At 37.1% G+C, this 16,300-nt stretch carries 12 protein-coding genes and 1 pseudogene; 11 read left to right on the top strand and 2 right to left on the bottom strand.

Features of this window, described 5'->3' with window-relative positions; translation table 11 throughout:
* Nucleotides 1-63 precede the first annotated feature (63 nt).
* Together argH and ACTT1L_RS04280 are read left to right on the top strand one after the other, a co-directional pair.
* Nucleotides 64-1,571 (top strand): annotated as a pseudogene (gene argH / locus ACTT1L_RS04285) (argininosuccinate lyase).
* 67 nt (nucleotides 1,572-1,638) lie between these two features.
* The gene (locus ACTT1L_RS04280; protein ID WP_163072727.1) at nucleotides 1,639-2,472 is read left to right on the top strand and encodes a GNAT family N-acetyltransferase; all 834 of its coding nucleotides are present in this window, start codon (nucleotides 1,639-1,641) and stop codon (nucleotides 2,470-2,472) included.
* A 35-nt stretch (nucleotides 2,473-2,507) separates the two neighbouring features.
* Here ACTT1L_RS04280 and ACTT1L_RS04275 read toward each other — a convergent pair whose 3' ends face one another.
* Nucleotides 2,508-3,257: a (S)-benzoin forming benzil reductase gene (locus tag ACTT1L_RS04275; protein ID WP_001271062.1), complete on the bottom strand. Its 750-nt coding sequence runs from the start codon at nucleotides 3,255-3,257 to the stop codon at nucleotides 2,508-2,510.
* 116 nt (nucleotides 3,258-3,373) lie between these two features.
* Between ACTT1L_RS04275 and ACTT1L_RS04270 the strand changes: the two genes are divergently transcribed.
* Complete coding sequence (locus tag ACTT1L_RS04270; protein WP_086707533.1) at nucleotides 3,374-10,846, top strand: DUF7507 domain-containing protein; 7,473 nt, start codon at nucleotides 3,374-3,376, stop codon at nucleotides 10,844-10,846.
* 47 nt (nucleotides 10,847-10,893) lie between these two features.
* On the opposite strand, the gene ACTT1L_RS04265 is transcribed toward ACTT1L_RS04270, so the two are convergent.
* Entirely contained in the window at nucleotides 10,894-11,451 is a 558-nt protein-coding gene (locus ACTT1L_RS04265; protein ID WP_000966320.1) for a CatB-related O-acetyltransferase, read from the bottom strand.
* Between the two features lie 110 nt (nucleotides 11,452-11,561).
* Between ACTT1L_RS04265 and ACTT1L_RS04260 the strand changes: the two genes are divergently transcribed.
* The 8 genes from ACTT1L_RS04260 to ACTT1L_RS04225 all read left to right on the top strand — a co-directional run bounded on the left by ACTT1L_RS04260 (nucleotide 11,562) and on the right by ACTT1L_RS04225 (nucleotide 16,290).
* Nucleotides 11,562-11,903, top strand: coding sequence for an ASCH domain-containing protein (locus tag ACTT1L_RS04260; RefSeq protein WP_001268357.1), 342 nt, complete (start codon nucleotides 11,562-11,564; stop codon nucleotides 11,901-11,903).
* Nucleotides 11,900-12,295, top strand: a complete 396-nt coding sequence (locus ACTT1L_RS04255) for an NUDIX hydrolase (RefSeq protein WP_000197779.1) — start codon at nucleotides 11,900-11,902, stop codon at nucleotides 12,293-12,295. Before ACTT1L_RS04260 ends, ACTT1L_RS04255 begins: the two co-directional genes overlap by 4 nt.
* Nucleotides 12,296-12,381: 86 nt before the next feature.
* A complete protein-coding gene (locus ACTT1L_RS04250) occupies nucleotides 12,382-13,002 on the top strand; it encodes an acetate uptake transporter (RefSeq protein WP_000070938.1) in 621 nt (206 codons plus the stop codon).
* Between the two features lie 138 nt (nucleotides 13,003-13,140).
* Nucleotides 13,141-13,584 (top strand): flavodoxin, encoded by a 444-nt coding sequence (locus ACTT1L_RS04245; RefSeq protein WP_001062756.1) that lies wholly within the window; start codon nucleotides 13,141-13,143, stop codon nucleotides 13,582-13,584.
* A gap of 16 nt (nucleotides 13,585-13,600) precedes the next feature.
* Nucleotides 13,601-14,500 (top strand): WD40/YVTN/BNR-like repeat-containing protein, encoded by a 900-nt coding sequence (locus ACTT1L_RS04240; RefSeq protein WP_071741768.1) that lies wholly within the window; start codon nucleotides 13,601-13,603, stop codon nucleotides 14,498-14,500.
* Nucleotides 14,501-14,715: 215 nt separating this feature from the next.
* The gene (cspB, locus tag ACTT1L_RS04235; RefSeq protein ID WP_001179150.1) at nucleotides 14,716-14,916 is read left to right on the top strand and encodes a cold shock-like protein CspB; all 201 of its coding nucleotides are present in this window, start codon (nucleotides 14,716-14,718) and stop codon (nucleotides 14,914-14,916) included.
* A 189-nt stretch (nucleotides 14,917-15,105) separates the two neighbouring features.
* On the top strand, nucleotides 15,106-15,951 hold the full coding sequence (locus ACTT1L_RS04230) for an exonuclease (RefSeq protein WP_071741767.1): 846 nt from the start codon (nucleotides 15,106-15,108) through the stop codon (nucleotides 15,949-15,951).
* Nucleotides 15,952-16,128: 177 nt separating this feature from the next.
* A complete protein-coding gene (locus ACTT1L_RS04225; RefSeq protein ID WP_000387292.1) occupies nucleotides 16,129-16,290 on the top strand; it encodes a hypothetical protein in 162 nt (53 codons plus the stop codon).
* Nucleotides 16,291-16,300: the final 10 nt, after the last annotated feature.

The raw sequence follows: 16,300 nt of genomic DNA, 5'->3' as shown, positions 1-16,300 counted from the left end.
AGCACTTTTTTGCTATCTCTGGGTATGATGGGTAGTAATACTTAGGTGAAAGGGGAAAAGGTGATGAAACAAAGTAAAGAAGAGTTTATAAAGAGTGAAGGCGCTGATTTCCCTGGGAAAACATATGTGGATTGTGTATTACAACATGTATTTAATTTTCAACGAAATTACTTATTGAAAGATATGTTTCAAGTGCATAAAGCGCATATTACGATGCTGATGGAAGAAAATTTAATGAAAAAGGAAGAAGCTAAAGTTATATTACACGCGTTAAAAAAGGTAGAGGGAATGCCAGAAGAGCAATTGCTCTATACAGAGCAGCATGAAGATCTCTTTTTTTAGTAGAACATTTAATTTCTCAAGAAGCAAAAAGCAATTTTGTAAGTAATATGCATATTGGTAGAAGTAGAAATGATATGGGTGTCACGATGTATCGCATGAGTTTAAGACGGTATGTATTACGATTAATGGAACATCATTTGTTATTGCAAGAGAGTATATTGCAACTTGCTGCTGATCATAAGGAAACGATTATGCCAGCTTATACCCATACACAACCAGCGCAGCCAACGACATTTGGTCATTATACGTTAGCGATTTATGATACGATGCAGAGAGATTTAGAACGCATGAAAAAAACGTACAAACTTTTAAATCAGTCCCCAATGGGAGCCGCTGCGCTAGCTACAACAAGTTTCCCAATTAAACGAGAGCGAGTTGCCGAGTTACTTGGGTTTACAAATGTAATTGAGAACTCATATGATGCTGTTGCTGGAGCGGATTATTTATTAGAAGTTAGCTCTTTACTTATGGTAATGATGACGAATACGAGCAGATGGATCCATGACTTCTTACTATTAGCGACGAAAGAATATGATGGTATTACTGTGGCGAAGCCATATGTGCAAATTAGTAGTATTATGCCGCAAAAGCGAAATCCAGTTTCCATTGAACACGCCCGTGCAATTACGAGTAGTGCTTTAGGAGAAGCATTTACAGTATTTCAAATGATTCATAATACACCATTTGGTGATATTGTTGATACAGAGGATGACTTGCAGCCATACTTATATAAAGGGATTGAAAAGACTATTCGTGTTTTTTCTATTATGAATGCAGTTATTCGAACGATGAAGGTTGAGGAAGAAACGTTGAAAAATCGTTCCTATAAACATGCAATTACGATAACTGATTTCGCAGATGCTTTAACAAAAAACTATGACATTCCATTTCGGCATGCGCATCATGCAGCGAGTGCTATTGCAAATATGTTATTGGAGCAGAAAAAGGAGCTTCATGAATTACATTTGAAAGATGTGAATATGTACTTACAAGAAAAATTTAATATAACTTTATTAGAAAAAGAGTGGAAAGAAATTATATCGCCAGAAGCTTTTATACAAAAAAGAAATGTATACGGTGGGCCGAGTAAAAAAGAAATGGAGCGCATGATTAACAATCGAAAAGAGTTATTTCGACAAGAAGAAGAGGTATTTGAAAAGGAAAAACAGAGAATTTTACAAGCTGAAAATAATTTGAATACGTTAGCTTCGAATATTATTGAATCGTAAAAGAGGGATTTAGTGAATTAATCGCCAATACCTTAATAAAACTATAAATAGAGAGAAGAGATTGTCGATGATTCAATTGCATGTATATGAAGAGATTGTTAATTTTAAAGAAGAGGTTACACCATTTCTAGAAAAGAATGAGCAGGAAAATAATCTCATATTAGGCGTATTACAAATGGTCCACCAACCGATATTTATGGGGATAGCGAAACAAGGAGAAGAAATTGCGGTTGTATTTCTTCAAACAGAAGAGAAGAAACAAATTATTGTTGCTACGTCTGAAATTACGGAAGAGGACATCGTGGAACTTGCAAAAAAATTAGCGGAAGTATATCCAAATGTTCCTGGATTAATCGGTAATAAGAAAATTGTACAGAGATTAGCCGAAGAGATTGCAGTGTTAGGAAATAAGAAAACTACTGTTGCGATGGAGCAAGGTATATATGAATTAAAACAAGTGAAGAAAAAGTGGAACGGAGATGAAGTCTTTCGAGAAGTAAATAGTGATGAGCTAACATTAATAGAACAGTGGATATACCAATTTTGCGGAGATGTGAATCTTCCTACTACGAAAGAGGAAGCAAAACAAACGGCACATACATTAATTACTAATCATCGTTTATTTGGTCTAGAAGTAGATGGAAAACTTGTTTCTGTAGCAGCAAAAACACGTCCAACTAAAAATAATATAACAGTTAATTTCGTATATACGCCGAAAGAAGAAAGGAAAAAGGGATACGCATCTAATTGTGTAGCGGCACTTAGTCAACGTATGTTAGATGAAGGTTACAAAACAACGACATTATATACGGACCTGGCAAATCCAACATCGAATAAAATTTATCAAGAAATTGGTTATGAACAAATTGCGGAGTCTGTGCTTATATTTTTAGAGAAGTAGAACAAAAAGGCGTGCTAAAATAGCACGCCTTTTTGTTATTCATCAATTCTAATAACCTCGCCTTGAGGGAAGTCTTCGGTTTCTAGTAAGTTACGAATAGCTTTTGCAACGTATTCAGGTGATAATAGCTTTCCTTCTTCTTTTAATGCGATGAATCGATCTAAATTTGTGAAGTCTTCTTTATTTGTTTCCCGAATTTGTGCTTGCATATTTGTATCAACAACACCAGGTGCAAAAGCGACGATTTTTACTGGAAATTCTTTTGCTGCTTCTTCCGTTGCCACGCACTGTGTAAACATATTTACGCCAGCTTTCGTTGTACAATAAGCGCCCCATCCGAAGTAAGGATTTTTTCCTGCACCAGATGAGATGTTTATAACACGTTTATCTACTTTCCATTCTTTCGTATGTTTCATGAAAGTAGAGGTGAGAATCATAGGTGCAAGTAAATTAATGTGAACGTTCGTAATGAATTGTTCACTTTCTGCTTTTTCAATTGGCTTCATAGGAGCAACCGTACCCGCATTATTAATTAAATGAATAGAAGATACACTGTCTTCTTGAATAGATGAAATGATTTTGTTAAAGTTCGTTTCTAAATTATGTACATCTTGAAGATCTAAGGAGTGGAAAACACAATTGCTATTATATTGTTCTGCGAGTTTCGTAAGCTCTTTATTTTCTCTTCTAGAAATAGAGATGACAGTTGTATTTTTTTCTAACAATTGTGTGGCAATAGCCTCACCTAAACCTTGTGAAGTTCCTGTTATAATAACGTAGCGCATAGTTTTATAAACCCCTCTCATATGTGCGGAATTTTGTTGGACAACGTACATTGTATAGTTTGTCTACATTTTATAGTATAGAGCACTTTTTACTATAATTGAAATGAGATGATTGTGTGCCTTTTATAAATCGGTTTACGACAACAGTACCTGGTGCCGTCACGTTTACTGGGAATACGCTGGGACTTAGCCCTACATCGCCTGCACCAGGTAATATTTTTGGTACACTTGCTGTGTTTACGACAGTAAATACAGCGTTGCAAGTACCAGGATTCCCAGCGGGGACAACAGATGAGTGGCAATTGAATTCTTCAAGTGCAATTTTAAATCTTCCAGCGGGAAGCAGTGTGTTATATGCAGAATTAGTTTGGGCTGGTACTTTCCGGACTGATACGGAAGATGTTTTACCATTTTTAAATGATAACATTACATTTACAACGCCAGCAGGGACGTTTTCTGTTACGCCAGATCCTGCTACCGCGCAGCAAGGTTCAGTAGGAAACCAGTTTTATTATGCTCGCTCTGCCAATGTAACGAATCTTGTTAGTGCAGGTGGAGCAGGCACATATACTACAGGTGCCGTGCCAGCTGCAAGAACTTCAGCTGACCCAACAATTAGCCGTTCAGCGGGCTGGACGCTTGAGGTTGTGTATCAAAATGCAAGTTTACCACTTCGAAATTTGTCAGTATATGCAGGTCAAGAAATTATTGATGCTTCATCACCACCAGTTGATGCTACTATTTCCGGATTTGCTACGCCAGCTACAGGAGCTGTAACAGGAAGGGTACTTGTAACTGCTCAAGAAGGTGATTCTAACATTTCTGGAGATCAACTTCGCTTTGGACCGAATGCGAGTGCTACAGTTGCATTATTCGGGCCGAGAAACCCTGCAAATAATTTCTTCCAGTCTCAAATTTGTAATGACAGCGGAAATTTAGATACGAGCGGTACATTTGGAGATTTAAATCAGCCGTTAGGGGTAGCTTTGGCTGTCCGAAGACAGGGGTGGGATATTACGAATGTAGATGCCTCCGCATCTTTAGTAAACAATCAAACGTCAGCAACTGTTCGATTTGTTACAAATGGAGATGGATACGCTGCAGCTGGTTTTGGTGTTCAAATTGATGCAACAGGTCCAATTATTAATCCTGTTAAATCGGTCAATAGAACAGTCGCAGGGGTAGGGGATACTCTCACTTATACGATTACGGTCCCAAATACAGGAACAGGAAGTGCAGAAAACGTTGTATTACGTGATAGTATTCCGAGCGGAACGACGTTTGTTGCAGGTAGTGTAACGGTAGGAGGGGTAACACAGCCGAATGCGAACCCTGCTACTGGAATTAATTTAGGTACAATCCCAAATAATACGCAAAGAATTGTTACCTTTCAAGTGCGAATAACATCGTTTCCGAACCCCAATCCTATTCCAAATCGTGCAATGGTATCATATCAATTCCGTCCTTTCGTCGGTAGTCCACTTATTACTAGTATGTCTTCTTCGAATACAGTACAAACGACAGTGAATCAAGCAACTATAAGTATGCAAAAATCTGTAGATCTACAGACGGCAACGCTTAATGATGTATTAACGTACACGGTTAATGTGACGAATAATGGAAACGTTACTGCAAACAATGTTATTTTTGTTGATAGTATTCCTGCAGGAACAACATTTGTAGCAAACAGCGTTACGGTAAACGGAGTAGCACGTCCAGGAGCGAATCCAGCAAGTAGTATTAATCTAGGCAGTATTAATGCTTCGCAAACGACCGTAGTGCGCTTTCAAGTTCGAGTAACATCGAACCCTCTTGTCAATCCAATTCCGAACCGTGCAAGTGCAACATTTACCTTTACTCCAGTGCCTGGTCAACAACCAGTTTCTGGGCAAGCGACAAGTAATACTGTAGTTACGACAATTAATATAGCTGATATAACAACGAGAAAAACAGTGGATAAAGCTTTTGCAACGGTTAACGACGTTCTTACGTACACGGTAACAATTCAAAATACAGGAAATGTACTTGCAACGAACGTTATTTTTCAAGATCCAATCCCAATTGGAACGACATTTATCGCAAATAGTGTGACTGTGGATGGGATTTCACAACCTGGAGCAAATCCAGCGACTGGGTTTACAGTAGCTAATATATCTCCCGGCGGAAGTAGGACTGTTACATTTCAAGTACGAGTTACATCGACGCCATCAGGAGGCACGATTGCGAATCGCGGAAATGTAACTGCTAATTTCGTCGTTATTCCAAATCAGCCACCAATAACGATTAATAGACAAACGAATACAGTTGTGACACAAGTTAATACAGGCGGTTTAAATGTAATAAAAGAAGTGAATACAACGCAAGCCGCAGTAGGGGACACTTTAACGTACACAATTGCCGTTCAAAATACAGGAAACGTTTCGTTAACAAATGTATTTTTCCAAGACGCTATTTCTTCCGCTGTTTCATTTGTTGCAAATTCTGTAACAATTAATGGAGTACCGCAAAGTGGATTGAATCCGAATACAGGATTTTCTCTTCCGAATATTCCTGCGGCTCAAACCGTTGTAGTCACATTTGATGTATTAATTATACAGGATCCAGAAAATGAAGATATTTTAAATCAAGCAAATGTAACAGCAAGTTTTCAAGTGAATCCGAGTGAACCACCCGTAACAATCAATGTTCCGAGTAACATTGTGAATACAACTGTACAATCAGGTAACTTTGAAGTTGTGAAATCAGTAAATACGGATGTTGCAACGGTAGGGGATATTTTAGTATATACAATAGAAGTCATAAACGCAGGTAGTGTACCAGCTACAAATGTATTTTTCCAAGATTCAATTCCACAAGGTACATTATTTATTGAAAACAGTGTCTTTGTGAATGGGATCTTACAAGAAGGGGCAGATCCAGAATTCGGATTCCCATTAAATAATTTGCCCGCTGGTGCGAGTGTAATTGTTACATTTGAAGTATTAATTGATGAAGTTCCACTTGGAAATAATGTTGTAAACAGTGCGAATGTTACAGGAGATTTCCTTGTAAATCCAACAGAGCCACCGATTACTGTAACAGAACCAAGTAATACTGTTATGACGGTCGTAAATTCTTCAGGATTAAATGTAATAAAAAGTGTAAGCGCTACTGAAGCTGGTGTAGGAGATACGTTAACGTATACAGTACGTATACAAAATAGTGGGACAGTAGCAGCAACTAATGTATCGTTCCTTGATCCGATTCCAGTTGGAACCACTTTTGTAGCGAATAGTGTAACAATAAATGGGACACCTCAACCAGGTTTAAACCCGACAACTGGATTTCCACTTGCTAATATTCCAGTAGGAGGGATGGTAACAGTTACTTTCCAAGTAACAATCACGAGTGTACCACCAAATAGAGTTCTTCCGAATAATGCGAATGTAACTGCTGATTTCCAAGTAAGTCCTCTCCAGCCACCAATTACAATTGTAACGATTAGTAATATTGTTGTGACGCGAGTGAATGTAGGATCACTTAATATAATGAAGAGTGTAAATACACCACAAGCAGGAGTAGGGGATACGTTAACGTATACGATTCTTATTCAAAATACAGGAACTGTTCCTGCAACGAATATTATTTTTCAAGATCCAATTCCGTCCGGTACTGCGTTTGTAGCAAATAGTGTGACGATAAATGGAGTCGTTCAGCAAGGCGCGGATCCTATGGCAGGATTCCCAGTACCAAATATTCCGGTCGGGCAAACGGCCACGGTTACGTTTCAAGTTACCGTGACGAGTGTTCCGAGCGGTGGAAATATAAGAAACCAATCTAACGTTACTGCCAGTTTTCTTATAAACCCAGCAAACCCTCCAATAACGACTGTTACAAATAGTAATTTCGTTGTGACGCAAGTAAACACAGCACAGTTAAATATACAAAAAACTTCATCTGTACAACAAGCAGCACTTGGAGAAACTTACACGTATTCTGTTGTCATTCGTAATAATGGTACAGTAACAGCAACGAACGTTTCTTTCATTGATCCAATTGCTCCAGAAACAACATTTGTAGCAAATAGTGTAACGATAAATGGAACACCACAACCTGGATTTGATCCAAATGCTGGATTCCCGCTTCCTAATATTGCAGCTGGAACATCATTGACCGTAACGTTCCAAGTTACTGTGGTTGCACCATCTACACGTGGAGCAGTATTAAATACAGCATCTGCTACAGCCACTTTCTTATTAAATCCTTTACAGCCACCTGTAACAACAACGAACTCAAGTAATACAACGGTAGTTACAATACCATTACCTCCTCCTGGTGAAGTAACAGCAACAAAAACAGTTGACGTTGCAACTGGAGCGGTTGGAGATGTATTAACGTATACCGTGCTCATTTCAAACGTAGGAATTATACCAGTTACAGATGTGTTCTTCCAAGATGTCATACCAGAAGGAACAACGTTTGTAGAAGGTAGTGTAACGATAGGTGGAGTGCAGCAATTTGGTGTAAATCCAGAAATAGGATTTACAGTTACGCCATTATTAATCGCTGGTGGAAGTATTGAGGTCACGTTCCAAGTGACCATTACGGAAATTCCAGATAATGAAGTCATCTTAAATGATGCAGATGTTACATTTACTTCACAACCAAATCCGCAGGAACCACCGATTACAGAAACGATATTAACGAATTTAGTCGTTACGACAATTAATATAGCGTCTATTTTTCCGTTAAAACTAGTAGATAAAGAAGTAGCCACTGTAGGAGAAATATTAACGTATGATGTATTGATATTTAATTTCGGAACAGTGCCAGCGACCAATGTTCAATTTATCGATACGACTTCTGCTGGTGTAGCATTTGTACCAGGAAGTGTGAGCATAAACGGGGTACTGGCACCAGGGTTCGATCCTTTCATTGGTTTTACAGTTCCAAATATACCTGTAGATGATTTTGTAGTTGTCACATATCAGGAAGTGGTTACAAGCATACCAGAAGGTGGTACGATTGTTAACTTTGTAGACGTTACAGCTACATTTGCTGTAAGTGAAACAGAACCACCGATTACGGAGACGACGACAAGTAATACGACATTAACAGAAATCAATGAGCCTGGTTTGAATGTTTTAAAATCAGTAAGTCAGCCGGTTGTTGCAGTAGGTGATACAATCACATATACAACAGTAGTTCAAAATACAGGGACAGTGCCAGCAACGAATGTTCAATATAGTGATGTACTACCTTCTTCTATAGCATTCGTGCCGAACAGTGTAACGATAGACGGTGTGTTACAACCTGGATTCAATCCGAATAATGGATTCCCGCTTCCAGATATAAACCCAGGTGAAAGTGTAGAAGTCATCTTCCAAGTAACCGTTGTTAGTGCGCCATCAAACGGAACAATTGCCAATACGGCAAATGTAACTGGAAGTTTTGTATTAGTACCAGGAGAACCACCAGTTATAGTAACAGAGCCGAGCAATACAACACTTACAACTGTAAATAGAGGGCAATTTAATGTTATTAAACAAGTAAATAGGGTTGCTACTCTCGTTGGAGATATATTAACGTATACGGTTCAAATAACAAATACTGGAACAGTAACAGCTAATGCTGTTCAGTTTGTTGATACCATTTCAGCAGGGGCGTCATTTGTACCAAATAGTGTAACGATAAATGGAGTCCTGCAACCAAACTTAAATCCAATTACTGGCTTTGGAGTTGGAGATATACCAGTTGGTGAAACGGTTATCGTGACGTTTCAAGCGACAGTTACAAACATCCCGTCATCAGGAACAATTACGAACGTTGCAAATATAACAGGAAGCTTTACTTTAGTGCCAGGAGAACCACCAGTTGTAGTAACAGAGCCGAGTAATACGACGATAACTAGAGTGAATAGAGGACGATTCAGCGTTATAAAATCTGTAAATAAAGAAGCGACACGATTAGGAGATACGTTAACGTATAGTGTGCAAGTTACAAATACGGGAACGGTAACAGCAACGAATGTTCAGTTTATCGATGTTCCATCACCTAGTTTAGAATTCGTTCCTGGAAGTGTACAAATAAATGGGATTCCGCAAGTAGGTTTAGATCCATTTGTAGGCTTTTCATTACCGGATCTTGCTGTAGGGGATAGCGTATTAATTACATTTGAAGTAAATGTAATCGCAGTTCCGCCTTCTAGTAGTATTATGAATACAGCAAGAGTAACGGGTGATTTCGAATTGATTCCAGGAGAACCTCCGTCTACAATTACAAATTCAAGTAATACGACGGTTACGCCGGTAAATAGAGGTAGCTTAGATATGCTAAAAGAAGTAGACCATTCAATTGTTGGCGTAGGAGAAACGGTAACGTATACGGTTCGTATATTAAATACTGGTACTGCTGATGCAATGAATGTTCAATTTATCGATGTGCTATCTCAGGAAGCTGATTTCGTTCCAAATAGTGTAACGATAAATGGGGTTCTGCAACCGGGGATAAATCCGCAAATTGGATTTACGATACCAGATATTCCAGTTGGTGAGACGGCACTTGTAACATATAAAGCTACGATTACAAGTTTTCCGGATGGTGGAACAGTAGTAAACGTTGCTGGAGCGTTAGCAGAATATATTTTAGTACCAGGAGAGCCTCCAGTTACAGTGATGGACACGAGCAATACAGTTATTGTAACGGTAAATACTGCAATCTTATTTGTTGCAAAAGGAGCAAACTTTGAAGTAGCGATGGTAGGGGATGTTGTCACTTACGGAATTGCCGTTATAAATGATAGTACAGTTCCTGTGACCAACATTGTGTTAACGGATATCATTGATCCAAATACGTTATTTATAAATGGCACGGTAACGGTAAACGATGTAGCTCTTCCATTTGCTAATCCAAATACCGGTATTCCATTAGGTGATTTTCAGCCAAATGATGCGGCAATTATTAATTTCCAAGTTGTCATAACAGGAGGGCAAATAAATAATTTAGTCACAAATACTGCTATAGCAAATGGGCTCGCAATTGTAAATCCGAATGAGTTACCAGTAGTAGTGGAAGGTGATAGCAATACAGTTGTTATCCCGTTTATTCCTCAAAATGTCTCAACGACAGTCGTAAAAACGGCAGATTTACAGGCAGCAACGATTGGAGATGTCATTACGTTTACGACAGTTATTACAAATACGGGGGATACTGTCATACAAAATATTCGTTTTCAAGATATGTTAGATAGTAGTGTTCGATTTGTACTTGGAAGTGTAACGGTTGATAATACACCAGTACCAAATGTAAGCCCGGTATCAGGATTTCTTATAGGGAATTTAAATCCAGGTGAAGCACGAACAGTTTCGTTCCAAGTAGTAGTTCAGAGTGCCCCAAGTGGTTCGGGGAATTATATAAATCAAGCAAGTATTCGTTTCGAACATCAAGTAGGCACAGTGTTACCACCTGTTACACAAATAGTAGAAAGTAATATAGTTGTTATTCCATTTGTTCCAACGATAGAACAAATTTGCGAAACGAATCTTAATTGTTTAGGGAAAAGTTCTTTTCAATGTTCTCCGTGTGATCACTTGCAAATAAAGAGAAAATAAATGCAGAAAGAGCATCCTGTAAGAGAAGGATGCTCTTTCTATATGAATCAAGTAGATTCTTTTTCGGGTGAGCTGAAAAATTCATCAATTTTGTCGGAGAGTAGAAATGGAATAGCTCCTTTTATAACAGAAATGTCCCAGTCCCACCATGAGATATTTTCTAGTTTGTCAATTGTTTCTTGTGGGAAACGATATCGAACAAATTTTGCAGGATTACCAGCTACAATTGCATATGGTGGTACATCCTTTGTAACAACACTCTTTGCGCCAATAATGGCACCGTTACCAATCGTAACACCAGATAAAATGCAGGATTGATAACCAATCCATACATCATTGCCGACTACAATATCACCTTTTGAAGAGGGGTGACCAGTAATATGGGCTCCTTCGCTGAAAAGAGCGTTAAATGGATAAGTCGTTATCCAGTCCGCGCGATGTTCTCCGCCAAGTATGAAAACAACTTCTTCTCCTAATGAACAAAACTTACCTATTTTTAATTTCGTTTCATCATTCCAAGAAAAAATAGTTGGACCTACTTTACTATAAGTATAATCACCGATATCATACTTACTATATTCAGGTTTTTGATTTAAATATAACATGATTCTTCAACCTTCTTTCTCAATCAAGAAATAAGCGTGGAATATTATATGCAAGGTGTAGTAAGGTGACCAGTGTTAATAGGTAAAATAAATAAATGGGAGTGGAATGTATGAGATATGAAATGGGATTATATAATAAACCTTTTCAGTCAATTCAATCAGGAAAAAAAGTGTATGAAGTGCGCTTATACGATAAAAAGCGTCAACTCATAAAACAAGGCGATCATATTGTATTTACGAACCTTACGACAGCAGCAACGATGGCTGTAAAAGTAACGGAGATAAAACGATATAAAAACTTTCAAGCAATGTACGAACAAATTGATAAAAAATTATTGGATTGTGGAAATGATAGTTTAGAGGAAATGTTAGAAAGTACATACAAAATATATACGAAAGAACAAGAACAAAAGTGGGGAACAGTTGCGATCGGTATTGAGGTAATAAAATGACAAGAAATCGCGGCGCAGCTATCATTGTGCAGGAAGGGAAAATTGCTCTTATAAAACGTATCCAAGAAGATGAAACGTACTATGTTTTTCCAGGTGGAGGAATTGAAGAAGGAGAAACACCGGAAGAAGCAACAAAGCGAGAAATTTTTGAAGAATTAGGGGTACATATAAAAGTGGAGCATCTAATTGCAAAGGTGGAGTATAAGGGTACGGAGTATTATTTTAATGCCGATATTGTAGGGGGAGTTTTTGGAAGTGGTAAAGCTGAAGAATTCGAAATGAAAGATAGAGGGATTTATATTCCGTTATGGTTGCCGATATATGAGTTGGAAAAAGTGAATATAAAACCGTATGAAGTGGTTGAAAGTATATTAGAACATTATAAAATATAAGGTCTGACAACATACAAAAAAAACCATTGACATAGTCTTCTGATTTAAGTATTGTATTCGAGTATGTTTATAATCAGGAGGTTTATATGAGCAATCAAACAACTACACATCATGTGAAAATGACAACAGCAGATCCATCTGGAATTGGTCTATTTGGATTAGCGATGGTAACACTTGTAGCATCATCTCAAAAGTTAGGCTTAACAGATGGCGTTTCACTAGTATTACCATGGGCAATCTTTTTAGGAGGATTTGCACAAATCTTTGCTTGCATTCACGATGCAAAGCATAACAATACATTCGGTACAACAGCATTCGGTGCATACGGTCTATTTTGGCTAGGTGTTGGAATGACTTGGTTAATTCAACTTGGAGTATTTGGCGAAAAATTAGCACAAGCTGCAGATTCAAAACAGCTTGGTGTAGCCTTTATCGGATATTTAATTTTCACAATCTTTATGACAATTGGTGCAATGGAAACACATAAAGTATTATTTATGATTTTCGTCCTTATTGATTTCTTATTTATCGGTCTTTCATTAAGTACTTTAGGTGTTATGCCGCATGCAATGCATAATTTAGCAGCATATTCTGAACTTCTTATTTCATTATTATCTTTCTATGGTTCAGCAGCAGCAGTGTTAAACACACACTTTGGTAAAGTTGTTTTACCAGTTGGAAAGCCGTTTGGTATTTTTAAAAAGTAATAAAAAGCACAGATGATTGTATAGTCATCTGTGCTTTTTTATATGGAATAAATAAAAATAAAAAATACAATTGAAATTGATTATCATTATTAATATAATGAGAATGAGAATCATTTATTGTAAGAGGGGGATGCCAAAGTGGCGAAAATTTTAATAGCTTATGCAAGTATGTCAGGAAATACAGAGAGTATTGCTGATTTAATTAAAGTTAGTTTAGATGCTTTTGATCATGAAGTAGTATTGCAAGAAATGGAAGGCATGGATGCTGAAGAATTATTAGCTTATGATGGAATCATTTTAGGATCTTATACGTGGGGAGATGGGGAATTACCATTTGAAGCGGAAGATTTCCATGATGACTTAGAAAATATAGATTTATCAGGGAAGAAAGTAGCGGTATTCGGATCAGGTGATACGGCGTATGAACTATTTTGTGAAGCGGTAACGATATTTGAAGAAAGACTTGTAGAGCGCGGTGCAGAGCTTGTACAAGAAGGGTTGAAAATCGAACTAGCTCCAGAAGATGAAGAGGATGTTGAAAAATGCAGTAATTTTGCAATTGCATTTGCTGAGAAGTTCTAAGAATGGGAGTGTCAACGTGGAGACAATGTTAAGTGCGACCGCTATTACAAAGTTAAGAGATGGAAAGCTTATGTTAGCTACTACATATAATGGTTTATTTATTGAACAAGACGGAGAATGGAAACAAATTTTAAATGGTTTTCAAAAACGAATTAGGGATTTACATAGCGAAGATAATGTAGTGTATGGTGTAGGTGACGAAGGAATTTTTATTCGTAGTATGAATGGTGGAGAGAATTGGACGGTTCAACGTTTTCCAACAAAGGCAACGAGTTGGAATGTGTGTAGTAATATAGAAGGAACTGTCATTGCTCATGGAGATAAAACGTTGTATCATTCGAATGATTTTGGTTCGACATGGGAAACCGTTCATCCATTTCTTGAATATGGTGGCGGAGCACCATCTATTCGATCGTTGTTTTTATATAAACATTACTTATTTATCGGTACGAAAATACATGCTAAATATGGTGGTGTTTGGCTCTTTAATTTGGAGACACGTAAATTAAAGAGGATTAAAATCGTAATGAATCAGATGATTTCAGCGTTGACGTTACACAATTCTTATTTAGTAGCAGCCAGTGGGTCGTGCAAGGGGATTAGCGGTAATATTTCTTTTTGTAAAATAGATGAAAGTATAGAGAGTGAAAAAACATATTGGCACACATGTCAAAGTGAGCAAAAAGCAAGTAGCTATTTAGACTTAAGTGTAGATCAACATGTGTTATATACAACGTCAACGCAAAATAAGGCTGGGATTAGTACTGTTTGTCGTGTACTTTTAGAAGAAGGAATTGTAACAGTATGTGATTCAGTTAAAGGGCATGGCTGGCGCATTGTGAACCAAAAAGAAGCCTATTTTGTAGCGGGATCAGGTGAATCAAAAGCGATGCAGTGGAAGAAAAAAATTGTATAGCAAAAAAACTTTGCTTTTATTATATTGATATGATATATTATATTTAAACCATTTTACTTTTAATAATATAGAGATTTAAATGAGCTGTAACTTCCGAGGAGGATAGCAATGTTAAATCTCCTCAGAGTTGCAGTTTTTTTAATGTCTGACTTATTTTTGTAAAGTGGTTGAAAATGAATATGTACATATAGGTACATTGTAGGAGGATTTTTTACATGCAAAACGGTAAAGTAAAATGGTTTAACTCAGAAAAAGGTTTCGGATTCATCGAAGTTGAAGGCGGAGAAGACGTATTCGTTCATTTCTCAGCTATCCAAGGCGAAGGTTTCAAAACTTTAGAAGAAGGTCAAGAAGTTACTTTCGAAGTAGAACAAGGTAACCGTGGACCTCAAGCTACAAACGTTAACAAGAAGTAATTGTGGAAGAAAGAAGGGCTTGCCCTTCTTTTTTTTTGCGTTTTAATTGAAGAACCTCCTATGTACATAGCATAATGAGATTGAATTTTCGTTTTTTAGATGAAGTATTACATGCATAAAGTGTATGAATAAATAAATACTGAAAATAAAGTATGTGTGTGAAAAGGAATGTAGAAAGAGGTAAATAAATTGAAAAACACTACACATTTTATTGTGTTTGATATAGAGAGAAATTTTAGGCCGTACAAATCAGAAGATCCGTCAGAGATAGTTGATATTGGAGCTGTAAAAATAGAAGCAAGTACAATGAAGATAATTGGAGAATTTTCGGAGTTAGTAAAACCCGGTGCACGACTTACTCGTCATACGACAAAATTAACGGGAATTACAAAGAAAGATTTAATGAATGTAGAGAAATTTCCGCAAATTATAGAGAGATTTATTCAGTTTATAGGAGAAGATTCTATATTTGTTACATGGGGAAAAGAAGATTATCGATTTCTATCTCATGATTGTACGTTACATGGTGTAGATTGTCCGTGTATGGAAAAAGAAAGAAGAATTGATTTGCAAAAGTTTGTTTTCCAAGCGTATGAAGAATTGTTTGAGCATACACCAAGTTTACAATCTGCAGTAGAACAGCTCGGTTTAATATGGGAAGGGAAGCAGCACCGTGCTTTAGCGGATGCTGAGAATACAGCGAACATACTTCTTAAAGCATATAGCGAGAGAGAGATTACTAAAAGGTATAAAAGACATGGTGAACTCGAGCTTGTAAAGGATGGAAAATTAACAGAAAAAGCGAAAAAAAAGATGCGAAAATGGGTATTTAAAGAAATGAGAAAAAATACAGAGCGTCCTTTCGCTTGGAGTACATTTGAAAGTAGTGACACGTGGGAAAGTATAACGGAAAGATATGATATAAGTGAATCTACAATAGAACTACTGAAAAAGCATTTTCGTACGGCGGTTAGAAAGGCGGAAAGGCAGATTAGGTATTTGGCTGAGATGGAGAAGAATGCAGAGGTTAAATGACATTCTTCTCTATTTCTAGCTACATAAATTTACTGTCATTGTATTGATGGATGAATAAAGTATTCATATAAATAGGAATTGATTTGTTGTGCTACTTTGAAATTTAAGGTGTGGTAAGAAATTTTTTAATATATTCATAAAATTAGAGCCCATAGAAATGAAAGAGGGTAAAGTTGAATGGAAGCAATCTTTAACATTGTAACAGTTTTAGTTTTTGGGATAATATTTACCACGCTATTAGCGGTAATTACACTTCCTTTCATAGCACAGAAGAAGAATTGGAAAAGGCTTAATATATCTTTAAATCGTGGTGTATTAAAGATTAAAATAGAAGAGTAAGCTAAGAGTC

It is taken from the genome of Bacillus sp. FH (assembly GCF_052216825.1).
Classification (GTDB): domain Bacteria; phylum Bacillota; class Bacilli; order Bacillales; family Bacillaceae_G; genus Bacillus_A; species Bacillus_A paranthracis.
Note: the sequence above shows the minus strand (reverse complement) of the source record. Positions and strands in the feature narration are given on the sequence as shown.